21 protein-coding genes are annotated in these 22,860 nt (G+C 33.8%); 15 read left to right on the forward strand and 6 right to left on the reverse strand.

The window, feature by feature from the left end:
- Positions 1 to 140: 140 nt before the first annotated feature.
- The 4 genes from ACQ76T_RS05660 to ACQ76T_RS05675 all read right to left on the reverse strand — a co-directional run bounded on the left by ACQ76T_RS05660 (position 141) and on the right by ACQ76T_RS05675 (position 6,198).
- Positions 141 to 1,679: a hypothetical protein gene (locus ACQ76T_RS05660; protein ID WP_431342360.1), complete on the reverse strand. Its 1,539-nt coding sequence runs from the start codon at positions 1,677 to 1,679 to the stop codon at positions 141 to 143.
- A 1,854-nt stretch (positions 1,680 to 3,533) separates the two neighbouring features.
- Positions 3,534 to 3,851 carry a hypothetical protein gene (locus ACQ76T_RS05665; protein ID WP_431342361.1) on the reverse strand — a complete coding sequence of 106 codons (318 nt, stop codon included), beginning with the start codon at positions 3,849 to 3,851 and terminating at the stop codon, positions 3,534 to 3,536.
- An 89-nt stretch (positions 3,852 to 3,940) separates the two neighbouring features.
- Positions 3,941 to 4,162: an HNH endonuclease gene (locus ACQ76T_RS05670; RefSeq protein WP_431342362.1), complete on the reverse strand. Its 222-nt coding sequence runs from the start codon at positions 4,160 to 4,162 to the stop codon at positions 3,941 to 3,943.
- Positions 4,163 to 4,224: 62 nt separating this feature from the next.
- Positions 4,225 to 6,198 carry an ATP-binding protein gene (locus ACQ76T_RS05675; protein WP_431342363.1) on the reverse strand — a complete coding sequence of 658 codons (1,974 nt, stop codon included), beginning with the start codon at positions 6,196 to 6,198 and terminating at the stop codon, positions 4,225 to 4,227.
- A 225-nt stretch (positions 6,199 to 6,423) separates the two neighbouring features.
- Here ACQ76T_RS05675 and ACQ76T_RS05680 point away from each other — a divergent pair, with 225 nt between their 5' ends.
- From ACQ76T_RS05680 to ACQ76T_RS05690, 3 genes are all read left to right on the forward strand, one after another.
- Positions 6,424 to 7,260 (forward strand): recombinase family protein, encoded by an 837-nt coding sequence (locus ACQ76T_RS05680; protein ID WP_431343718.1) that lies wholly within the window; start codon positions 6,424 to 6,426, stop codon positions 7,258 to 7,260.
- A 244-nt stretch (positions 7,261 to 7,504) separates the two neighbouring features.
- The gene (locus ACQ76T_RS05685) at positions 7,505 to 8,491 is read left to right on the forward strand and encodes an SDR family oxidoreductase (protein ID WP_431342364.1); all 987 of its coding nucleotides are present in this window, start codon (positions 7,505 to 7,507) and stop codon (positions 8,489 to 8,491) included.
- 413 nt (positions 8,492 to 8,904) lie between these two features.
- The gene (locus tag ACQ76T_RS05690) at positions 8,905 to 9,285 is read left to right on the forward strand and encodes a low affinity iron permease family protein (protein WP_265427241.1); all 381 of its coding nucleotides are present in this window, start codon (positions 8,905 to 8,907) and stop codon (positions 9,283 to 9,285) included.
- 163 nt (positions 9,286 to 9,448) lie between these two features.
- On the opposite strand, the gene ACQ76T_RS05695 is transcribed toward ACQ76T_RS05690, so the two are convergent.
- Positions 9,449 to 10,045 carry a Crp/Fnr family transcriptional regulator gene (locus tag ACQ76T_RS05695; RefSeq protein WP_431342365.1) on the reverse strand — a complete coding sequence of 199 codons (597 nt, stop codon included), beginning with the start codon at positions 10,043 to 10,045 and terminating at the stop codon, positions 9,449 to 9,451.
- A 533-nt stretch (positions 10,046 to 10,578) separates the two neighbouring features.
- Positions 10,579 to 11,175, reverse strand: a complete 597-nt coding sequence (locus ACQ76T_RS05700; RefSeq protein ID WP_431342366.1) for a Crp/Fnr family transcriptional regulator — start codon at positions 11,173 to 11,175, stop codon at positions 10,579 to 10,581.
- 361 nt (positions 11,176 to 11,536) lie between these two features.
- Here ACQ76T_RS05700 and ACQ76T_RS05705 point away from each other — a divergent pair, with 361 nt between their 5' ends.
- The 12 genes from ACQ76T_RS05705 to ACQ76T_RS05760 all read left to right on the forward strand — a co-directional run bounded on the left by ACQ76T_RS05705 (position 11,537) and on the right by ACQ76T_RS05760 (position 22,691).
- Complete coding sequence (locus tag ACQ76T_RS05705; RefSeq protein WP_431342367.1) at positions 11,537 to 12,133, forward strand: Crp/Fnr family transcriptional regulator; 597 nt, start codon at positions 11,537 to 11,539, stop codon at positions 12,131 to 12,133.
- Between the two features lie 530 nt (positions 12,134 to 12,663).
- On the forward strand, positions 12,664 to 14,808 hold the full coding sequence (locus ACQ76T_RS05710; protein ID WP_431342368.1) for a catalase: 2,145 nt from the start codon (positions 12,664 to 12,666) through the stop codon (positions 14,806 to 14,808).
- Positions 14,809 to 14,862: 54 nt separating this feature from the next.
- The gene (locus ACQ76T_RS05715; protein WP_431342369.1) at positions 14,863 to 15,474 is read left to right on the forward strand and encodes a DUF4142 domain-containing protein; all 612 of its coding nucleotides are present in this window, start codon (positions 14,863 to 14,865) and stop codon (positions 15,472 to 15,474) included.
- Positions 15,475 to 15,689: 215 nt separating this feature from the next.
- Positions 15,690 to 15,956: a CCC motif membrane protein gene (locus tag ACQ76T_RS05720; RefSeq protein WP_290300592.1), complete on the forward strand. Its 267-nt coding sequence runs from the start codon at positions 15,690 to 15,692 to the stop codon at positions 15,954 to 15,956.
- Positions 15,957 to 16,126: 170 nt separating this feature from the next.
- Positions 16,127 to 17,293 (forward strand): zinc-dependent alcohol dehydrogenase, encoded by a 1,167-nt coding sequence (locus tag ACQ76T_RS05725; RefSeq protein ID WP_431342370.1) that lies wholly within the window; start codon positions 16,127 to 16,129, stop codon positions 17,291 to 17,293.
- A 56-nt stretch (positions 17,294 to 17,349) separates the two neighbouring features.
- Positions 17,350 to 17,850, forward strand: coding sequence for a CinA family protein (locus ACQ76T_RS05730; protein WP_431342371.1), 501 nt, complete (start codon positions 17,350 to 17,352; stop codon positions 17,848 to 17,850).
- Between the two features lie 5 nt (positions 17,851 to 17,855).
- Positions 17,856 to 18,650, forward strand: a complete 795-nt coding sequence (locus ACQ76T_RS05735) for an SDR family NAD(P)-dependent oxidoreductase (RefSeq protein ID WP_431342372.1) — start codon at positions 17,856 to 17,858, stop codon at positions 18,648 to 18,650.
- Positions 18,651 to 18,661: 11 nt separating this feature from the next.
- Positions 18,662 to 19,414, forward strand: coding sequence for an SDR family oxidoreductase (locus ACQ76T_RS05740; RefSeq protein ID WP_431342373.1), 753 nt, complete (start codon positions 18,662 to 18,664; stop codon positions 19,412 to 19,414).
- Between the two features lie 10 nt (positions 19,415 to 19,424).
- Positions 19,425 to 20,894, forward strand: a complete 1,470-nt coding sequence (locus ACQ76T_RS05745) for an alpha-amylase (protein ID WP_431342374.1) — start codon at positions 19,425 to 19,427, stop codon at positions 20,892 to 20,894.
- Positions 20,895 to 20,954: 60 nt separating this feature from the next.
- Positions 20,955 to 21,608, forward strand: a complete 654-nt coding sequence (locus ACQ76T_RS05750) for a DUF6766 family protein (RefSeq protein WP_431342375.1) — start codon at positions 20,955 to 20,957, stop codon at positions 21,606 to 21,608.
- A 28-nt stretch (positions 21,609 to 21,636) separates the two neighbouring features.
- The gene (locus ACQ76T_RS05755; protein WP_431342376.1) at positions 21,637 to 22,251 is read left to right on the forward strand and encodes a hypothetical protein; all 615 of its coding nucleotides are present in this window, start codon (positions 21,637 to 21,639) and stop codon (positions 22,249 to 22,251) included.
- 218 nt (positions 22,252 to 22,469) lie between these two features.
- Complete coding sequence (locus tag ACQ76T_RS05760; protein WP_431342377.1) at positions 22,470 to 22,691, forward strand: hypothetical protein; 222 nt, start codon at positions 22,470 to 22,472, stop codon at positions 22,689 to 22,691.
- Positions 22,692 to 22,860 lie beyond the last annotated feature (169 nt).

Consider the following 22,860-nt stretch of genomic DNA (forward strand, 5'->3'; position numbering starts at 1 on the left):
TTTGTTATTTAACTCATAATGGTTTTTGTAGAGCTACTTTTGTCTTAAATACTGGATCAGATTTGTACCCTTTTTTTTTCTTATTTAAAGTAAATATTTTTTAAATTAAATACCAATCCAGTATTTTAAGGGTATTATAACTACTTTTTAAGTAATTCTCTAGCTTCTTCACGAGATGATTCCCTTATGCTGTTTTTTAACATATTAATCTCATCTATATTATTAGAAGATTTTCTTTTATCAATATTCAATTCTTTATGAATGTCTGTTGTGGCTGTTCCTTGAATTGCTAATAATGCTGCTTTTAATTCTGCATATTTTTCAAATAAATGTGAGTTAATCAACGGAGACTTAACATTTATTTTTTTTGATGCATTTGTTCTATATAAATTATTATTCATAGAGTGACAAGTAAAGCAATTCATTCCTCCTGTTTGGAATGTGGTTTCCATAGTGACATTTGCTAAATCTAAACTACCAAAACTTTGCCCATTACCAGTACCATATGGTTTAGATAAATTTCCATCTAGCAACTCATTAATTGGAGCATTAGTTTTTGACCATATAGAGCCGACAAATTTATAGTTTGCCCATATTTTAACTTTATCATTCGTAAGGGTTTTTTTAGCTAATTCGTTACTGGATTTAATCATTGTAGCAAACTCTTTGTCTTCTTTAATAACGTCCATTCCTTGAGATGCCTGATTGTATCTAACTCCTTCAGGATAGGATTGAAATACTTTATTTTTAACTTTTGGAGTAAGAGTGGTTGTATCTTGAATAATTCCATCTTCTGTATTTCCAACAGAGGCTCCATCGAATAATGTGTATTTATCTGATTTAGAATTTACAGGGTCTCCATGAAAACTTGTTCTATCTGGTGCTAAATCTCGTTGATCAAAAGTTGACCATACGCCTTCAGGGTGCTCTGCTGTAACTGTAAATATATGAAAGCCAATCATAGACATTCTTTTTAGCTCAGCGTTATTATAATTTTCGTAGAAATTTTTATTAGGTTGATTAACAATTGCAGTTATATTAAAAGTTTTAGTAGAATCTACTACTTGAGATGTTTCTATCCAAGCTATTTTAATTTCGGTAGCACCAACTGGATATTGATTTTTACTCTCACGAATAGAACGCTTTAAGCTATCATTTTTTAGTATTTCAGCTGCTTGGTTAATAATTGATGATGCATCGGCTGAATGAAACATCTCTAATATTCCGTCATTAGCATATATCGAATATCTTACGAGAGAATTGCTCTTGCTGCTCAATTTTGTTCCGTCTGCTTGTTGATACAAATCTAAGATTAATGGTAATTTACCGTCTTTTATATATGAAGATGGTAATCCTTTCTTTTTTAAAGAATTTATTGTTATTTCTTCACCAAAATCATTAACCTGTTTTAATTCTTTCATAAATACAGGAACATTATCTTTGGTATTTGACGTTAACCATAAAAATTTTTGCCAAGACCAGTCAACAAACATTTGATCATTGTTAAGAACTATGGTATCAACTGTATTTTTAATCTCGTTATTCTTATTGTAATCTTCAAAAATACTTACTAAGCTTGTTTTAGTATTAGAGTAAGTATTTTTTTTACAAGATGTAAGCCCCAGTAAAGTAGCTGTTGTAATGCTCAAAAGCATTAGTTTTTTGAATTTTAGTTTCATGATTATTAGTTTTAGTTAATTATATTTTTAAAATTGCAATACTACTCTTTAATGATAACTAGGGTGGTTAAAAAAATATTACATTATTCTACAAATTCCATTTTACATCCTGTAACTTTATCATATATACAATGTTAGTGTAATTTTTTTGAAAATAATTCAGTAGTAATACCTAATTTTGAAGTAATGTATTATGGAATGATTACTAAATTTTCGTTTGGTATTTCATTGAATCTCTTATTTTGCCTTTACCAATTTTTATGTAAGAAAGTGAAGTGGAAAAGTTATCAGATGATTCCAGAATCAAATGGATGATGCCGATTGCAATAAATGATGTCTCGATCTTAATAATCAGCGAATTATTTTTTTGTTTCAAAACCTCGTCAACCTGTATTCAATAATGTTTATAAAAGTCGAAATAATGATATTTTGAATCAGGCTGTTGAAGAGTTTTGTGTGATGGTAATCAGATAATTGCGTGCTTTCGTTATTCTCTTTTTCAATTTTGAAAATTGCCGCGATTTTGCATAATAAAAAAAATCCTGCAAAAATTGAATTTTGCAGGATTAATCAGCTTTTAGCGCTTTTCGAATTACACCTTGTGGAGAATACGGGATTCGAACTTTTCCGTTTCTTCTGTATATTTATCAGGTTTTTCAGTGGTTGAGGTTTTGTTTGCCACGATTTTGCCACACTTTATAAAAAACCTTCATTTAAACGTCTTCAAAGCGCATTTGCGGAAAGGAAGGGATTCGAGGTTTGTAATAATAAGTGATTGATTTTGTGGTTTTAAAATAGGTTTAGTATTTTTATTGCCATTGAATTAGCCACAATCTATCGCGCTACTTGCGGTTCGATCCCCTACCTTTCCAGACTACTTTATAATCTGCAAAAGTCTTTAACTATAATCCAAAGAACACTTTAGTTTAATATACAAATATACCAAAATATACTATTGAAGTATTTTTTGAATTTAGAACTTTAGAACAAATGTTTTTTGTGAAAAGTATTAATCCTGTCAAGTGACCTCAACGAGCGTATCTTCAAACACTTTTATAGATGATTTGGTTAGATTAAGCCAAATAAAAAAAGAATTACAAAGCTCATTTTATCAAAAAAAGGTAGTGTTTCACTAACTGTGTAAGTTAAAAAGTTATTCTGGAAAATTTTGAACCCTTAGAGCTTAAAAATTTTACGGAACTCACTTTTTATTAATTTTAAACCTACATAGTTTATGATGGACAAAGAAGAATTATTAAACAACAAGGATTTTTATTATTTTAGTAGGTGCTTCAGCACTTAGAAATCAGGGTGCATCTGGTATTATAAAAATTGCAAGAGATTATTTTTACCAAATAAATATTAATGAGTTTGTAAATGCATTGGAAACCGAAACCTCTTATAATCTCTTTCTGAATGAACATACAGAAAGTTTGATTTCTAGTTTTCCAGAAAATGGTAAATCGTGGGGAGCTGCAAGAAAAGCACTGAATTTATTTTTTAGGGAAATTATTTATAACAAGTTTTTTTCTGATCAATATGACTTTCCTAAAGATCTTTTCGCATTTAATAAAAAATTCAACTTTTTGGAAGTGCCTCTGGATAGAGATGTTGCTTTAGTTTATTAAACCTAATATAGGACTTCTATTTTCTATGGCAAAAAATTATACATTATCTATTATAATTTTTTAGGGAATAGAATCATCATTTATTGAAGCAAAATTTAATATTACATTTCTAATCTAAACTGTTCAATTTTTTGTTTAATTATTTCATCAGGTTTATTACTATTAGCTTTAGCAAGAATCATATTTTCAATATCAATATCAATATCAATATCACTAAGAATTATAATCATCTTTTTTTCGGTAACTCATCAATATTGTTATGAAAACCGAATATTTTTTTAAGAAGCTTAAAGGATGAGTTTTCAATCTGTTTTGAAAAATTCTGAATTATAAAGTCAATATCCCAAATTTCTATATCTTGATCTTTCAGTAGCTTATTACTATTTTCCGAAAGTTTTCCTGGAAATACAAAAACCCCTTTATAATTTTTAGAAATCTCCACGTAGGTTTTAATTTGATTAATAATATCTTGTAAGCGGTTATTAGTGTATGTAGGAAATGACTTTACTTCTAAGAGTAATTTTGTACCATCAACTTTTTCCACTAATAAATCGGCCTTAAACAAGGAATTACCATCTAATACCGATTCACTACTAACAGAATTATAATCATCACTGTTCTCAATAAGCTCTTTTAAAAAGCTGACGAATTCAAATTCATTAAAAGGTTTTTATTTGATTTGTAATCGTTACATTTATAGCATGTTAATACAATGTAATTATCAGATGTGTCGCTGAAACTTCTTGGGAAGATATGGTCGAAAATTAAATCCTTTATAGGATAATCCTTATTACAATAAATACACTTGCCATCCTGCTCCTTATATAGATCAATTTTTAAACCTTCATCTATCATCTTAATGTAAATTTAAAATCAAATAGTAATTCTTTACAAGTCCTCAATTATAATCGCTTGAACTATGGTAATAATGTTTGGTTGAAATTTTTCGGTAGGTACTCACTATATTTAGATCTAAGATATTCAAGATTTTTATCGTTATCCATTAGATTAATATTTAATTTTTCTTTTATAAATTCCAAACGTTGTTTAGCCTCACTAATAATATCTCCCCAGGATAGTATAAAGACATCAAAATTTTCACCTTCATGTATATGCCCGTATTTTCTATTCTTTTGGGATAAGAGTGGCTTCATTTCCTTTTTAACATCTTTGGTAATCAACAAAAATTTCCATTTAGTTTTTTCTTTTGGAAATCTATTATCATTTGAAACTGCGGTTGCGTATGCTTCTATCTGTGACTTCTCAGTAAATCCTGCATTAAGACTCGGTCTCTTAAGTTCAATAACTAAATTTTCTTTACCAACACTTCCTAAACTAAATTGTTGCCATAGACATACATCAGGAATAGTCTCAAGATCAGAATTATCTTCCGAATTGATGACGTCTTCAAAATCATCTCTATTTAAGTTATCTTTCAAATAAGATTTGAGTACATTTTTTAAAGTGAGATCATCTACACCATATGTATACTCATCACCAAAAATCCAGGTTTCATTGATAATAATCTTATGTAAATGTTTTCTTTCAAGAACATTTTTATTAAAGTCCTTATTATAAATTAGTTCTTCTAATGCATTTATAAATTTCAATCTGTTTTTGATTTCCGTCATTGTATCAATGACTGTCGATAAAGATGACTCTTCTAAAATTTCTACTAGTTCCTCTCTTTTATCTTTTGGTAATTCAATCACTTCAGTTAATATCCTTTGCAGTGAATGAGAATCATTTTCGAGTGCTTCTTTTATCAATGATAAAGTCAATTTTTTACTCTTGTTATCCTGAGCTTCAAAATCTGGTAGAAATTCATTTACCTGCAAGGCCACAATATCAAAAACCTGCCTTTTACTTTCTTCAACAATATTTTCAGCATTCCCCGTGTAAGGATAAATTCCTTTTGTTTTAAGTTCCTCAATAAATTCAGAAGAGTAGAAGTGCAGTCTCTTTTTCGTATAGGATCTTGCAAACTTTTTAGATTCATTGATCGCTTCAAGCATCACATCATCAAACTCCTGTATATCAATTTTATTTTCTCGTTGTAACGTTTCAATGTAAATTGATTGTAAAAAGATAGAAATAGGAATAGTTGATCTAATACCTAAGTTAGTTTCCCTGAATGGAATACCTTGCATACTACACAAATATGTTTTTTTCTTGATATCAAAATTCCATTCAATAACTTTAATTTTAAAACGGTGCGAAAGTTTTTCCCTGTGAACCAAAACTTCAGTTTCATCGGTACATCTTATTAATGATTCAAATTCCAGCATTTTACCATTTATAAAGATTGAGAAATTAGGGTAATTAATCCAGTAAGATGCAAACTTTTGTGCTAATTCCTTTCTGTTTTTTTCTTCAAAAATTTGATGAATATTTTCAACATTGGTATTTTGAATCAATACACTCACTCCAGATTGTACTTTAGAATCGGCAATAACATTTAAATCACTAAATTCAGAATGTGAGATTTTGTTTCGATCTAAAGTAATTGTAAAATGTTTATGGCTATGTGAGTTTTTATAAGTACTGTTATAGATTACCAAGTCACCTAGTGCTAAAGATTTGTATCTACCTCTGCCTTCTTTCCCATGATAAGCTCTGCCACTAGGACTGGTGCTAGAAATTTTTTTTTCGGATCCACCTAACTTTCCAAAAACCTGCTGTCCTTTTTCGTATTGCAAACCATGACCATTATCAATTATTTGAATCGACTCATAGCCTCCTAAATGATTAGGAGTAATTTCTATATTAATAATGGTTGCGTCAGCATCCAATGCATTCCAAATTAGTTCTGAAATGGCGGTTAATCCGTTGGCACGTGTCAAAGAATCAATATGATCCTTCTCAACTCCTAAGTCTACAATTTTTGACATAATTAGAAAGATTATTGTAAAACTAAATAGGCATTAAAGATAAATTTGCTTCTTAACAAAATAACAAAAAGATTTAATCACAAGAGATTAATCTGAAATAATACCCATTATAATTTACATATTGGTCACATCCCCATAAATTTATAATTCTCTGAAAATAAGGTTTTTTTAATTATTAACTTTAAGATCATCAAAAATATAAAAATAAATGAAATCAGCTTACTTATATGTTCGTGTAAGTACAGACGAACAAAAAAGAAAAGAAAAGGATACTCCTTACCTGAACAAGAGGATAGATTATTAAAGTATTGTAAATACAACAATATTGAAGTCAAAGGAATTTATCGAGAAGATTACTCTGCAAAAAGCTTTAATAGACCTGAGTGGAAAGAATTATTCTCCGAAATTAAAAAGAAATCAGAAGGAGAGGATAAGAATATATTATTCATTAAATGGGATCGTTTCAGCCGTAATGTTGAGTATGCTTACGAAATGATAGGAAAGCTTAGGAAATACAAAACAACGGCAATGGCTACTGATCAGCCAATTGATTTCTCTGTGCCTGAAAGTACTGCTATGTTGGCTGTATATTTAGCAGTTCCAGAAGCAGAAAATACTCGAAGAGCTCAAAATACGGCGAATGGTATTCGACGTGCAAAACTGATGGGAAGATATCCAAATAAAGCGCCAATAGGATTTATCAATGTGACATTGATGGATGGTAAAAAAGCTATCGTTCCTAAAGAACCTGAAGCCGAAATTATAAAATGGGCTTTTAATCAAGTTATCCAGAATGATCATAGAATATCCGAGATTAGAAAAATAGCTAATGATAAAGGAGTGATATGTTCAAGGTCACACTTTTTTAGGGTTATGCGTAATCCAATTTATTGTGGATTAATATCTATTAAGATTAATAATAATGAAGAACAAATTGTACAGGGTTTACACGAACCCTTAATATCGAAATCGTTATTTGATCAGGTTCAGTCTGTTGTTAATCAGGCATCATATGCTGGCTGTTGTGGTCTATTCCTACAGGCTTATTGGGATCTGTACTGAGACTTTTATAATGTTCTCGACCATTTTTGTCTTTGCCAGAGCATTGAGCAAAAGTCTGTAAGCATTTTCCCCATTTTTCTGAGGTTCGAGATAATAAGGATTTTACACTTAAATAATTTAATTAGTGAGTGTTGTCTGCAGCTAGAATCTAATTTTCATGTACCATATTTTTATAATACTTTATTTAATGGTCTTATAGTTGCTGAACTTTCATTATCAATTTATCACACCAAATACTTTATTAATGAAAAAGCAGACTACAAAAAGTAATGAAATGGGTAAGGATGTGTCAAAGGCCCATATCAATTCAAGAGAATCTTCATTACAACAAAAAGAAAATCAAAGGGATTCAGTATTGACAGATCCAGTAACAAAATATCCTAAACCACCTTTTAAAAGGCAGTTTCAGCCATTTCCAGGATTAGCAGGTAAGATGGATCCAGTTCCTGATCATGGTGAAAAAAGTTATATAGGCTCTGGCAGGTTGAAAGGAAGAAAAGCTTTAATTACTGGTGGAGATTCGGGTATCGGAAGAGCAACTGCTATAGCATATGCTAGGGAAGGAGCTGATGTAGCAATAAACTATCTTCCTGAAGAAGAAGCTGATGCTAAGGAGGTAATCGCTCTCATAAAAAAAGCAGGCTGCAAAGCTATTGCTATTCCGGGAGATATAAGAGATGAAAGTTTCTGTAAAACATTAGTATCTAAGGCGGTTAAGGAATTGAACGGTATTGATATCTTGGTAAATAATGCTGGTCATCAAAAAACTCATGAATCCATAATGGATATAAGTACTGAAGAATTTGACAGGACTATGAAAACCAATCTTTATGCACCGTTTTGGATCATAAAGGCCGCATTACCACATCTCAAAGCAGGATCATGTATCATTGGTCTTTCATCAGTACAGGCCTATGATCCTTCTGAGGATCTATATGATTATGCACAAACAAAGGCAGCGACCACAAGCTATATCAAATCATTGGCCAAGCAATTGGGATCAAAAGGAATCCGTGTGAATGGTGTCGCTCCAGGACCCGTTTGGACTGCTCTTGAGATCAGCGGAGGACAAACACAAGAGAAAATTGAAAAATTTGGTGAAGATACGGCATTCGGCAGACCGGGACAGCCAGCTGAGCTTGCTTCGATCTTTGTTCAGCTTGCTGATAACAGTGCCAGCTTTACAACTGGGCATATATATGGTGCAGCAGGTGGTAATGGGCAACCATAAAAAATAAATGTATTTAGACAATAGAAAGTGGTTAAAGGAGCACTTTCTATTGTCAAATATATAGTTACATTAATTATTTTTAGAGAATTTTCTTTTTCATCACTATAGTTATACTTATCTCCATGTCACAGAAGAAATGCATCTTTTGTAGTACATGCGACACAAACCCCTTATAAAAATAGATATCGATGTGATCATGATCATATTAAACTGAACTAATTTTTTCGAAATTGGCAACTCACATAAAAACTTTGATTGGGCAGTAAGAATTTTATTTATCTAAACTATCTAACTCTAAAAGTTCGGTCACTAGCCAAATATTTTGAGAAGTAATTCAAAAAACGATCATTAAGACATAATCTTTATTAAGTATGCTTCAATATTAATAATAATTTTCACCTATAGTTTATAAAATGAAAAAGAATTTTTTTGACAGATTTGCAGATTGGGCTGCCTGTTTTGCAGGAAGTCCGGGTGCTTTTATCGGGGCAAGTATTTTGGTTATTATCTGGGCAGCTACAGGACCGGTATTTAAATTTTCTGAAGTATGGCAAATGGTTATTAATACAGGAACCACCATCGTTACATTTCTCATGGTTTTTCTTATCCAAAAAGCACAGAATAAAGATTCTAAAGCCATACAGATAAAGCTTAACGAATTGATTTCAGCTCATGAAAAAGCCAACAATCGAATTGTAGATATTGAAGATTTAACAGAAGATGAACTGGATGAACTTCACAAACTATATGAGAAGTTTGGCAAGTTCCCTAAAAATCACGAAAACAGAAAGTAGTTGGAATTTAAGATTGGACTAATTTTAATTAAGAACCTCGAAAGTCATTATCTTTTTTGAAGAAATGAATAATGAAGGAATGCTCGAAAGAACATTCCTTTTTATCTATAGAATTAAACTGTAATATAATTGTCGCCATTGTATAATGATGCCTACATAAAGATTAATACATAATTTTTCGGTTTGTAATTCGGACTATTTTCTCTCGCTCCATCTTTTTTATAGCTCTTATAGTTGTTTCAACGCATAATCCTGTTAAAGAAGCTAATTGTTGCCTTGTGATGGGAACTTCATAAGTAAATGGAGTTTTATTTTCGTGGTCATGCTTCATAAGTTCCAATACTTCTTTAATTCTTTCAACGGCACTGGGAGAAGAAATTTTTTGCATGAGAATAAATTTACGGTACAGGTGCTTTGATAAGGATTTACAGAGTTCCAAATAATGATTAGGGTGTTGATCTAAGTAATGCGTTAATTTATCTGCACATAATTTGAGAATAGTACAATTCGAAAGAGCTACGGCATTTACGGGATATGTCTGCTCTAGATATAACATGTAATCTCCTACGGGATCTTTTGAACTTAGTATACTTTGAATAAATTCTTTACCTGAACTATTATAGTTATTTAGTTTAACATCACCGTCAATAATCTGAAAATAAAACTGGGGACTTGCGCCTTCTCTGAATATATAATCTCCCGGATTGTAATATTGTTCTACAGCTCCAATAGCGCGTAAAAGTTCTTCTTTAAAAAACATAATAATAATTTTGTGGTTAGTGATAAAGGTGGATTTAAATTCCCAATATAAGGATCGTTAAAGTACCATGGGGAATCGTAATTTTACTTCATGTTACAATATATTTTTTTATAAACAATCTAAATTAGAGTTGACTAAAACCCACAAAGTGGATAGTGTCATTTAATTAAATATTTATCAGCGACTTCTGGATGAAAATTGCTAAGGCTCCATCATTGGTTAAGAGAAAATATAATTAATCGTTAAATTATATGCAGCAAATATAATGCAAGTGCTATATAAATGATATGCTTTGAATCATATAGTGGGATATTTACTATTATTTATGATTATAAAGTTAATTTATTATAAAATATAAAATACAATGGTAGAGGTAGTCGAAAATATATTTTGAGCTTTATAATTTAAATATGTTAATTAAATCATAATTATTTTATCTTAATCCTATATACGATTTAAATATGGAATTAAGTTACCTCTACATAATTTGAGGTAGAGATAGCTCTCTCAATACGAATTATCACGAATAGGTTTTAGTAAAATATTTTACTGTTAATCAATTTTAATACATGATCACTTTCCATTTTCTTAATAGTTCTAATTACAGTTTCAATTCGTAAACCTGTGATGGCAGCCATCTGTTTTCTCGTCAAATAAACCTCAAATGAATATTTTTCTTTGTTATTGCTGTAGCTTTTAAAGTAGTCAAGAATTCCCAAAAGCCTCACCTCTGGCCTCAATGATAAATTATGCTGCATCATTACAAATTTTTGGTACAATCGTTCGGATATAAACTTGTTGATATCTAAAGATACATTCGGATGATCAGCAAGTAATTTAAAGAAGTTGTCTTTTGGAATGGTAATGATTTCACAAGGAGTTAATGTTATTGCGTTGACAGGATATTTTTTGGTAATAAAAAGAAGTAATTCACAGACGCTCTGTCCTGAAAACAAAATACTTTGAATAATCTCTTTCCCGTCTTCATCGTAATGATTTAATTTAACTCTGCCCTCTGTTATTTGATAGTAGCGTTTTGGAGTATCACCTTCCTGAAATATTGTATCATGGGCTTTAAACTGTGTTGTTTCTGCGCCGTATAACTGCAAAAGATTTTGATCGATAATCATAGTAATGTGGTGTTGAAGTTAATAGAATATCAAAAATTAAATATTCCTGATTATACTAGATCTTTTAATAGTAAATAGTACAATTCTTATCTAAAGATAATACAAAAACCAGCAATCAAAAATCTATTGATTGTACTGGTTACCTAAATTTTTAAATACATATAAGTAAAATTGTTCGTTTGACAGATTGACATTTTGTACTCATATTTTGTAAGTATGATTTAGGTCATACATGTGAAGTGTCCTTTACCATTACCTTTGGATGCTAGTTAGTTGCACACTTATCAGTGATATATGTCGCTTTTTTTTAATTCTGCAATTTAATTGGTACAAGTTTAATACCCCCTAATAATTTTTCAATATGCTGGTTGATGAAGATTTACTCTTTCATTATGGAGGACAATTAGTGAAATTCACCAAAAATGATATGATATTTAGAGAATCAGAAATACCAAAATTTTATTATCAGATAAAATATGGCAATGTAAAAATCAACAATTATCATCAGGAAGGAAAAGAATTTATCCATAGTTTACCTTCAACCGGGCACTGTCTTGGAGAAACTTTTATATTTTCCGAAAGACCTTATCCCGTCAATGCAGTAGCGATGAATGATGTAGCCGTTATTAAAGTTGGAATAGACAAATTCTTTGATCTGATTCACAGTGATAAAAGCATATTATTTAAACTTTATCAATATACCTCTGAAAGAATGCACTACCGTTATGTGATGTTAAATAATTTATCATCCACAAATACCTTCAGTAAAATAATCTGTGTGATGGACTGTTTGAAGCAATATCATAATGTGACAGAACAATACGGTTATCAAATTCCCTACACCCGTCTTGAAATTGCCTCACTTACAGGATTGAGAATAGAAACCGTGATAAGAGTATTAAAAAAGATGGAACGTGAAAATATTGTAAAAAATATTGGTGGAAAAATATTTTATTAGTCCTTTCAGTAATACCTATTTATCCTATTGCTGGTTTGCCTGTTATTTTATCATTAGATGCTATCTGATGATTGGAATAAATTTAAACCAAAGAGTTTAAAAAGCATATTCTTTTATACCTAGAATAGATAATTCGACAATTAATATTTATAATTTTTTCATAGGTATTACTACAATAAATTATTGCTATATGACTTAAGTCATAGGGTAGATTTTTATGGATTTGTAATTTTGAAATACACCATAAAAATAAAGATTATATGAACACCAATTACAAAAATACTGACACAGATTAACCTGTGCTGCTTACTTTTTTATAATATGTTATAGAAAGTTGAGGTAATGCATTCTATTTTCTAATAGGCGCTGCCCAGTTAGTTGATTCTCTCTTTTTTTACAAAAGAAATTTTATTCAGAATATATTAATGGGTTGGATAATCATCTAAGACAATCTGCTGTACCGCATTATCTGATACAGCAAATTAAATACTAAGTCAACATCACCTACATCAAATCGTAAAACAAGAAATATGGAAAATGAAAATTTAGGATCAAACTCGAAGCGTGATCAACTTCAAGACCATACAACGGATAACAGCAACGAAAAACTGACCAGTAATCAGGGATTAAAGATCAATAACAATCAGGACTCTCTGAAAGCAGGCGAAAGAGGACCTTCTCTTCTTGAAGATTTTATTCTCAGAGAAAAAATTACTCATTTTGATCACGAACGAATTCCAGAAAGAGTAGTTCATGCAAGAGGTTCCGGTGCTCACGGTGTTTTTAAATTAAATAAAAGTCTGGCAAAATATACAAAAGCTAAATTTTTAAACAATATAGAGGAAGATACTCCTGTATTTGTGCGTTTTTCTACCGTTGCCGGAAGTAGAGGAAGTACAGATCTGGCTCGTGATGTAAGAGGGTTTGCTGTAAAATTTTATACGGAAGAAGGCGTTTATGACTTGGTAGGTAATAATATGCCTGTATTTTTTATTCAGGACGCTATAAAATTTCCAGATCTGGTTCATGCGGTAAAACCTGAGCCTGATAATGAGATCCCACAAGCTGCTTCGGCTCACAACACTTTTTGGGATTTCATTTCATTAATGCCAGAGAGTACCCATATGATCATGTGGTTGATGAGTGACCGTGCGATTCCGAGAAGCTTCCGTATGATGGAAGGTTTTGGCGTGCATTCATTTAAATTTATCAATGAACAGGGAGATGTACACTTTGTGAAATTTCATTTTAAACCCAAATTGGGTGTCCATTCGGTGGCGTGGCCCGAAGCACAGAAGATTTCAGGAAATGACCCTGACTTTCATCGACGTGACCTTTGGGAGGCCATTGAGAACGGAACTTTCCCTGAGTGGGATTTAGGGGTGCAGGTAGTTCCTGAAAAAGATGAACACAAATTTGATTTTGATCTCCTTGATCCTACAAAAATTATCCCGGAAGAGCTTGTTCCTGTGGAACTTGTAGGGACTCTAACATTAAACCGAAATCCGGATAATTTCTTTGCAGAAACAGAACAGGTAGCATTTCATCCCGGTCATATTGTTCCCGGCATAGATTTTACCAATGATCCTCTTTTACAGGGAAGACTTTTCTCGTACACCGATACTCAGCTTACCAGATTAGGCTCTCCGAATTTTCATGAAATTCCGATCAACAGGTCCATTACAACCATTCACAATAATCAGCGTGACGGACACATGCGCCAGCAGATTGTTAAAGGAAAAGTAAGTTACGAACCCAATTCAATGGGTGGGGGGTGTCCGTTTCAGGCTATGATGAAAGAAGGAGGTTTTGTCTCCCAGGAGGAGCGGGTAGAAGGACATAAAGTAAGGGCAAGAAGCTCCAGCTTTGTAGACCATTATTCTCAAGCAAAATTATTTTACAACAGTCAGTCTGCTTTTGAAAAAACGCATCTGCAAAACGCATTGGTTTTTGAGCTTTCAAAAGTAACGCTTCCTGTCATCAGAGAACGAATAGTTGGTCAGTTAGCTTTTGTAAACAAAGATTTGGCACAGGAAGTGGCATCCAGATTAGGTGTTGAGGTTAAAATTCTCGATCAGCCCAATCAAAGTATTCCTGCAGATGCCGATCCAGCAAGTCTCCAAAGTGCGGAAATTGAACCTTCCTTAAAATTTTCAGAAGCGTTGAGTATGGCCAATACCGTTAAAGATACCATTGAGAGCCGTGTAATTGGCTTTATGATGACTGATGGGTTTGATGCTGCTTCTACCGATCATTTAATAGAAAAATTAGAAGGGCAGGGTGCAGTTGTACAATATATTGCTGATTCCGTAGCGCCGGTAAAATCTTCGGACGGCCAGACGTACATTCCGGATCATTCATTATCTACGACTTCAAGTGTTTGTTTTGATGCCCTGTATATCTGTGGAGGCGCAAAATCTGCAGAAGGCTTTGTAAAGCCTGGAAATAAAAATATGACGGTTGATTTTATTAATGAAGCATTCCGTCACTGTAAAGCCATTTACTTTGGATATGATACTGAAGTAATCAAAAACCTTACAGATATGACATCGATCAAACATGATGATCCTGGAGTAATTTCTGCTAAGGATACTGATTCTGATGACTTATTTGTTGAGGCGATAGCTAATCACAGGGTATGGCAGTTTGAAAAAGAAAGAAACGGATTAGTATAAAAAATGAGTAGAAACTACTTGACATTCATATCAACACCAACAAATTAAAATATTATGAAAAAGACAATTCTAATCATTGTAGCCATTGCTGCAATAACGGCGTGTAACAAAAAAGAAACCACTACTGTTGATCATTCAGCTGATCACAGCGAAATGTCTGCTCCCGTGGATTCGGGTGCAATGCCTGGAGATTCTCTTTCGACTTCCCAAACGTCTTCTGAAGCAACATCATTAAATGATCAGGATCGAAAATTTGCTGATGCAGCAGCAAAAGGAGGAATGATGGAAGTGATGGCGGGAAAACTTGCATCTCAAAATGCAACCAACTCAGCGGTTAAAAAACTAGGTGAAATGATGGTAAAGGATCACACTAAAGCCAACGCAGAATTACAACAATGGGCCTCTAAAACTGTTTACACTCTGCCTACCGGTTTAGATGCAGACCAACAAAAGACATACGATGATCTGAAGGCAAAAAAAGGAGCTGATTTTGATCGTATGTATACCGATATGATGGTTAAGGATCATGAAAAAACAATAGCTGATTTCAAGAAAGAAGCTGCTGAAGGTTCCGAATCCTCTCTGAAAAATTTTGCCACTAAAACGCTTCCCACTTTAGATCATCATTTAATGGAATCTAAAAAAGCAAAAGATGCTGTAAAATAATGTAGAATAAATATCCGGTAATCTGCCTTGAAAGGGTTATCGGATATTATTCGAAGGACGTTATCTTGTTTCTGAAAATCTGATACTGACGGTTCGATGGTTTAAATTATTTATTTATAGCCCAGAAAATTAATGTTTATAAAGACAGTGTTTAATCATTAATGCCGGCTGCATTTTATTACTGGAATAATCTACTGGCTTCAAAACCTATCATCATGAGAAATTCCAAATTACCCAATGCTACAGCAGTGCTAGTGCTCGGAATTTCTTCTGTAGCCTTATGCTGTTGTTACGGAATCCCGGGAATACTTACCGGAGGCATCGCTCTTTTTCTTTACAGAAAAGATAAAAAAGTATACGATAAAAATAAAGGAGGTTACTCCAATTTCGACAATTTAAAAACAGGAAGAATGCTAAGCATTCTTGGGATGAGTCTAAGTTCCCTTTGCCTCATTTATTTATTGTTGGTACACTATCTTTAGTTGTTCAGGGAGGGGGATATCCTCTACCATTGCTGAGGTATAAAAAACTTTACCCAGATCTTGCGTCAGCCATTTTAATCAGCTTACAATTTGAAATGGCCAACGTATCAGCTTTTTAGGGTCTAATGACCACATGATAACGAATAAACACCAAACCATAATATAACAATATGAAAGCAGCAGTTTTTCATTCGCCGGGTAACATTACCTGCGATACCGTCGATGATCCAAAGATTGAAGATCAAAATGATATTATTCTTCGTGTAACCTCTACCGCAATCTGTGGCAGTGACCTTCACATGTATTCGGGAGGAATTCCTCAGCCACGTCCTATGGTAATGGGACATGAGTTTATGGGAATTGTGGAGGAAGTAGGAAAAAACATCAATCATCTACAAGCGGGTGACAGAGTTGTTGTGCCATTTCCGATTGCATGCGGAGGGTGTTATTTCTGCCAGCATGATTTACCATCAGGCTGTGAAAACTCCAATATAGAAAATTATGGTCCCGAAGGAGGCTTGGTTACTGAAAAAGGAGGTGGAATGTTTGGTTATACCGATCTGTATGGTGGGTATAATGGCGGGCAGGCACAATATGTAAGAGTTCCTTATGCTAATTTCGGGCCTAGAAAGGTTTCTGATTCATTGACCGATGAACAGGTGCTTTTTCTTACCGATATTTTTCCTACAGGGTATACCGGCGTAATGTGGGCGGACCTTAAAGGTGGAGAAACGGTAGTCATTTTCGGTGCGGGTCCTGTGGGATCAATGGCCGTAAAAAGTGCTATTCTTCATCACGCAAAAAAAGTAATTGTTATTGATACCCTTCAATATAGACTGGATCAGATAAAAAATCTTACAGGATGCGAAACCATTCTTTGGGAAGACGCTAAACAGACTGTTGACGAAATCAGAAGCATGACCAATGGCAGAGGTGCCGATTTATGTATAGATGCTGTAGGCTTTGAACCAGACAGAAATCTGATGGACAGAGCAAAGGCAGTTGTCAATTTTGAAAAAGGTTCTATCAAAGTGCTGGAGGCGTGTATGAGTGGAGTAAGACGCGGAGGTTTTGTTTCCATATTAGGAGTCTATCCCATGAATTATGACAATTTTAGGGTAGGTCAGCTTTTTGATAAAGGCATTACGCTTAAAGCGGGGCAATCTCCGGTTCATGCGATCATTGATAAATTAATGAAATATGTGGAAACCGGGCAGGTAAAACTCGATGATATCATAACGCACCGCCTTTCCCTTGATGAGGTGGCAAAAGGATATGAAATATTTGATAAAAAGCAGGACGGATGTGTAAAAGTCGTGCTTGATCCCTGGAGATAAGTAAATCTCTATAGTATTAGGAGCGACGTATTCTTAATTAATTAAAATGTATTCTCATGGAATTTAAACAGTCTTTGTTGGATTATATCGGCGGGGCACTGAAATCTGCCCATGAATCAGTTTCTGTGGCAGAAAGTGTTACTGCTGGCTGCCTACAGTTTTCATTTTCGCAGATCAAAGATGCCTCTGAATTTTTTAAAGGCGGGGTAACCGCCTATACTCTTGAGGAAAAAGTAAAACTTTTGAAAGTTGATGAGCAGGAAGCGATAAAGTGTGATTGTGTTTCTAAGGAAGTTGCCGATGAAATGGCGTTGAATGTTAGTTCATTATTCAATACGGACTGGGGAATATCTGTCACCGGATATGCAACTCCTGTGAAAGAATCTGATCAAAAAATTTTCGCGCATTTTTCATTCGCCTACAAAAATGAAATCATTTTATCCAAAAAACTGGAACTGCACCATAAAACAAATGCTTCAACAGCCCAGCTGTATTACGCGGAATTTATTCTCGGATGCTTTAAATGTGAACTCAATCAAATGATTATTTTAAAATAAACAATATGGAAATCAAAAATCAATATGTACTAATCACCGGCGCAACCAGTGGAATCGGATATGAACTGGCGAAATTATTCGCAAAAAATGGCTACCATCTGGTTATTGTATCGCGCAGTCATGATCAACTGATTGAAAAAGCCAATGAATTTAAAAAATATGGTGTTAAGGTGGTAACCCAGGCAAAAAATCTCTTTAAAGAAGATGATGTTTTTTCTATGTATGCCGAACTTAGACTCAACGATATTAGCCCGGAAATATTGGTGAATGATGCAGGACAGGGCTTCTATGGAAAATTTGAAGATACAGATATACATAGGGAATTGGATATTGTCAGCCTCAATATAAATGCAGTTCTGATTTTAACTAAACTTTTCCTAAAGGATCGTATCAGCAAAGGATCAGGAAAAATACTGAATCTGGCTTCAATCGCTAGTAAAGCACCCGGTCCATGGCAATCAGTTTATCATGGAAGTAAAGCTTTTATCTTATCATGGTCTGAGGCGATTCGTGAAGAGTTAAAAGATACCGGAATTACGGTTACGGCACTTCTTCCAGGACCGACCGATACAGATTTCTTCAACAAAGCCCAGATGAACAGAAGTAAGATTATGGAAGATAAAGAGAGTTTCAGCACTCCGGAAGAAGTGGCTAAGGATGGCTATGATGCTCTGATGAATGGAGAGGATAAAATAATCTCGGGGTTGAAAAATAAATTAACGGTAGCCATGTCTAATCTGGCAAGCGATAGCATGGCAGCATATCGTATGGGAAAAATGCAGGAACCACAGGATGTATAAATTTTAATAGTATGGAGAGGCTGCAATTGGAGAATAAATCAGTGCTCATTACAGGAGCAGACAGCGGAATAGGTAAAGCAATTGCCTTATTATTTGCCAAAGAAGGTGCGGATATTTCGTTTATCTATTATAAAGACGACAAAGATGCAGAGAAAACAAAATTGGAAATTGAAGCTCTAGGAAGGCGTGCTATATGTTTTGGCGGAGATATCAATGATATAGATTTTTGTAAAGTAACCGTCTCAAAAACAGTTGCTGAGTTTGGGAAAATTGATATTTTGGTAAATAATGCAGGAACACAAATTCCTGCAGATAATATTATTGACCTTACAGAAGAAAACATCAGAAAGATATTTAATTCCAATATCATTGGAATGATTTTACTTACCAAGGAAGTTTTTCCCCATTTAAAACAAGGGAGTTCCATTGTTAATACGACCTCCGCAGTGGCTTATATGGGGCATGAAGAATTATTAGATTATTCAGCTACAAAAGGGGCAATTGTTTCTTTTACGAGATCGCTGGCATTACAGGCGAAACCTAAAGGAATTCGGGTCAATGCAGTAGCACCTGGACCGGTAGCGACACCCCTTACTAAGAAAACTTTTGGTGAAGAAGAAGACGATCAAAGCAAGCCTCCACTGGAAAGAAATGCTAATACGGATGAGATTGCTTCAAGTTATCTGTTTTTAGCTACCGATGCTTCAGCACAGATGACGGGGCAGGTTCTCCATCCGAACGGTGGACTCATTGTCAATGGTTAAATTATGGGTTATGAACGGAGTAATGATTCAGTTTTTTCATTGGTACCATTCCGGGAATTTATGGAATGAGTTTTCAGAAAAGGCGGGTTATTTAAAACAGCTTGGTTTTACTGCGGTATGGTTTCCTCCTGCAACAAAGTGCTTTCTCGGTAAGGAAGGCCGGGGTTATGACGTATATGATCTATATGATTTAGGGGAATTTGACCAGAAAGGTAATATTGCAACCAGATACGGAACTAAGGAAGAATATCTTAAAGCAATTGAAGCAGCACATGAGGAAGGTATGAGTGTATATGCCGATATTGTTCTTAATCACAGAATGGGTGGAGACGAACCAGAAAATATCTTTGTACAACAGGTTGAGGAGGATAATCGTATTAAGACTATAGAACAACCTTTTGAAGCATCAGCAATGACAAAATTTACTTTTTCTGCCCGGAACGGAATGTATTCAGATTTTAACTGGGATCATCGTTGTTTTAGTGGAATAGACTGCATTAAGAGAAATGGAGAAGAGGTACTGGGTATCTTTAAGATTATAAATGAATACGGCACGGAATGGAACCCTTCAGTGAGTCATCAGCTCGGAAATTATGATTATCTCATGGGCGCCGATGTAGAATACAGAAACCCAGATGTTGTTCAGGAGATGAAAAGCTGGATCAAATGGTATCTTGAAAGTACCAAAGTCGACGGGGTAAGGTTGGATGCCTTAAAGCATATTTCTTCAGAATTTTTAAAAGAGTGGATTACTTATATTAAAACAGAAATTAATTCTGACTATTATATTTTGGGGGAGTTTTGGAAAGAAGAGGCAGGAAAAATAAATTATTTCTCTGATGAAATGAGTAATTTAATTTCATGTTTCGATGTGCCCCTACACTATAATTTTTGCAAAGCATCTGAAGAAGGAGATCAGTACGACCTGCGTCAGATTCTTGATAATTCTTTGTTACAACAGATGCCAGTTTTTACCGTTTCTTTTGTTGAAAATCATGATACACAAAAGCTTCAGGCATTGGAGTCCACTGTTAAAGAATGGTTTAAACCAATAGCTTATTCCATCATTTTGTTATCTGAAAAAGCCTATCCATGTGTCTTTTATCCTGACCTTTTCGGAGCTAAGTATTCGGATATGAAAGACGGTAAAGAAATACATGTTGAAATCCGTAAAGTTGAGACCCTACCAAAATTAATGGAGGCAAGACAACAATTTGGATACGGTTCACAAGTCAATTTTTTTGATGATCCCAATTGTATTGCATTCATGCGTATGGGTGATAAAAAGAATAAAGGCTGTCTGGTCATTATTTCAAATAATGGAAAAGCCTGCAAAGAAATAATGTGGGGTGAAGAATATTCAAATGCTGTATTCTATGATTTTTTGCAACAAAGACAAGAAGAAATTGTGGTGGATAACAATGGTAAAGGAGTCTTTAAAGTAAATGTAAGGTCAGTAAGCGTTTGGGTTAAAAAATAAATCTTCACTGATGCAAACCCTATTTTAAAAATAAATTCAATCAAATAAAATCAGGTATCAATGAATAAACATAATTTCTTTTACCGCAACAGTTTAAGTATTGTTCTTTTTATATTGATGTTTGTCTGCCTATACGGGCAGGTCATGACGGGTTGGAAAACTGAAAACAAAGAATTGGCTGAAGAAGGGCAGCATCTTTTAAGTATCGGAGAATATCTACACAGCGGCCATTTTGTTCAGGCCACTTTTGAAAACTGGGAAAGTGAATTTTTACAAATGATGCTGTATGTTGTTCTGACTGTTTTTCTTAGGCAGAAGGGGTCAAGTGAATCAAAGTCTTTGGATGAAAAAGAAGATGTTGATAAAGAACCTCGACCTCATTCCAATGCACCATGGCCTGTTAAACAGGGTGGTGTATGGCTTATTCTCTATAAACATTCACTATCAATTGCTTTTGGTATTCTTTTTCTTATCAGTTTTACCTGTCATTTTTATGGAAGCTATGAAGAATACAGTGGTGAGCAGATTGCTAAAGAACTGCCTGTGATGCCAATTCAGGAATATTTGTATGATGCCCGTTTTTGGTTTGAGTCGTTTCAAAACTGGCAGAGTGAGTTTTTAGCAGTTGCTTCGCTGGTTATCCTTTCAATTTGGCTCAGAGAAAAAGGTTCTCCGGAATCAAAGCCAGTTGATATGCCGCATAATGAAAATTAAATGTTTAGTTACACAAAAAAAATACGAAATGAAGCCACAATTGATCACAGGGGTACCCCTGCAAGAAAAAGGAAGTTTTCACGATACGGAAAGTATTCGTTTAGCTAAAGATTTTGAAGATATAGTTGATTTGTATCAGACTTTAAAAGATCGTCTTTTGTCGGTAAATTACTGGAATTATTATGCTAGTGGAGTTGGTGCGGATTTTAAACTGCACGATAAAAACGGGAATTTAAAAAAGAGGTTACCTGAAAAAGGAGATTTCATTAGGATTGATATTCCAGGGCCGGGCAATTTTGAAGCAAGAGGATTTGATTGGGTCGAGATAACAGATATGTATGAAAATTTATCTGCTAATGATGAAATTTTGGAGCAACTGCTTATTGAGTGTAAACCATCGGGGATACCGGGTGAAATAAATACGCACACTGCACACTTTTATACGGGAGATGCAAGCTCTACCTTTATTGTATCACGAGGGAAAGACTTTATAAAAGCAGGTATTTACGGACGTAACGAGACACCGAATATGGATGCTCAGATCGCAGACAAAGCAAGGAATTTAGCTATTGCCCTTGGAGGGATGGTGGGAATTTCAAAAATTCAATGGAAAATTTTGACAGATGGATTAGTTGAGTTTTGATCCTGGTGATATATAGATTTTGAAATCAGATTAATTCTTTTAAAGAAAGGAATAATTACTATCTAAAAAAAATGTTAGAGGGATTCTATTCTTTCTTACCATATAAATAACTAAAGAGTAAAATTTAATAAAATTTATGAATCGATTATGATCATTGTCATAGGATTTGCCTTCCTGGGCTTGTAGCTTTGATATACCAAATTAAAATATGTTGTTATATGAAAGCAATAATCTCTTTAGCTCTTCTTCTCGGGCTTTTGACAATCAGTTGTAAAAAAGAAGTACAAACAGCACCACCAATTACTGCTGATTCATCTGCTACAGATTCAATGAATATAAATTCCACTCGGCCAGACACAACGGGTACTACATCAAGAAATCCAAATGATAGTGTTGCCAATATCAAGATGAAGGATTCAGCTGGCGTGAGCTCTAAATAGGGACACGTATCATTTAACTTATTACAGAATAATAGAATAACTAAAAGTATTATTCAATTATGTTTCACACTGTTTCTACGGTGTGCGGGTATTGTATTGTCTAAACATTAAAAATAAACCGACTGTAGTCTGATACTAGTCAAGGACTGCGGTACATCACTAAATATTA

This window comes from Chryseobacterium sp. JK1 (assembly GCF_050632815.1).
In the GTDB taxonomy this organism is placed as follows: domain Bacteria; phylum Bacteroidota; class Bacteroidia; order Flavobacteriales; family Weeksellaceae; genus Chryseobacterium.

Coding starts and splice junctions, on each gene's coding strand:
- ACQ76T_RS05660 (WP_431342360.1), bottom strand. CDS start 1,679: ATGAAACTAAAATTCAAAAAACTAATGCTTTTGAGCATTACAACAGCT.
- ACQ76T_RS05670 (WP_431342362.1), bottom strand. CDS start 4,162: ATGATAGATGAAGGTTTAAAAATTGATCTATATAAGGAGCAGGATGGC.
- ACQ76T_RS05675 (WP_431342363.1), bottom strand. CDS start 6,198: ATGTCAAAAATTGTAGACTTAGGAGTTGAGAAGGATCATATTGATTCT.
- ACQ76T_RS05685 (WP_431342364.1), top strand. CDS start 7,505: ATGAAAAAGCAGACTACAAAAAGTAATGAAATGGGTAAGGATGTGTCA.
- ACQ76T_RS05690 (WP_265427241.1), top strand. CDS start 8,905: ATGAAAAAGAATTTTTTTGACAGATTTGCAGATTGGGCTGCCTGTTTT.
- ACQ76T_RS05695 (WP_431342365.1), bottom strand. CDS start 10,045: ATGTTTTTTAAAGAAGAACTTTTACGCGCTATTGGAGCTGTAGAACAA.
- ACQ76T_RS05700 (WP_431342366.1), bottom strand. CDS start 11,175: ATGATTATCGATCAAAATCTTTTGCAGTTATACGGCGCAGAAACAACA.
- ACQ76T_RS05705 (WP_431342367.1), top strand. CDS start 11,537: ATGCTGGTTGATGAAGATTTACTCTTTCATTATGGAGGACAATTAGTG.
- ACQ76T_RS05710 (WP_431342368.1), top strand. CDS start 12,664: ATGGAAAATGAAAATTTAGGATCAAACTCGAAGCGTGATCAACTTCAA.
- ACQ76T_RS05715 (WP_431342369.1), top strand. CDS start 14,863: ATGAAAAAGACAATTCTAATCATTGTAGCCATTGCTGCAATAACGGCG.
- ACQ76T_RS05720 (WP_290300592.1), top strand. CDS start 15,690: ATGAGAAATTCCAAATTACCCAATGCTACAGCAGTGCTAGTGCTCGGA.
- ACQ76T_RS05725 (WP_431342370.1), top strand. CDS start 16,127: ATGAAAGCAGCAGTTTTTCATTCGCCGGGTAACATTACCTGCGATACC.
- ACQ76T_RS05730 (WP_431342371.1), top strand. CDS start 17,350: ATGGAATTTAAACAGTCTTTGTTGGATTATATCGGCGGGGCACTGAAA.
- ACQ76T_RS05735 (WP_431342372.1), top strand. CDS start 17,856: ATGGAAATCAAAAATCAATATGTACTAATCACCGGCGCAACCAGTGGA.
- ACQ76T_RS05740 (WP_431342373.1), top strand. CDS start 18,662: ATGGAGAGGCTGCAATTGGAGAATAAATCAGTGCTCATTACAGGAGCA.
- ACQ76T_RS05745 (WP_431342374.1), top strand. CDS start 19,425: ATGAACGGAGTAATGATTCAGTTTTTTCATTGGTACCATTCCGGGAAT.
- ACQ76T_RS05750 (WP_431342375.1), top strand. CDS start 20,955: ATGAATAAACATAATTTCTTTTACCGCAACAGTTTAAGTATTGTTCTT.
- ACQ76T_RS05755 (WP_431342376.1), top strand. CDS start 21,637: ATGAAGCCACAATTGATCACAGGGGTACCCCTGCAAGAAAAAGGAAGT.
- ACQ76T_RS05760 (WP_431342377.1), top strand. CDS start 22,470: ATGAAAGCAATAATCTCTTTAGCTCTTCTTCTCGGGCTTTTGACAATC.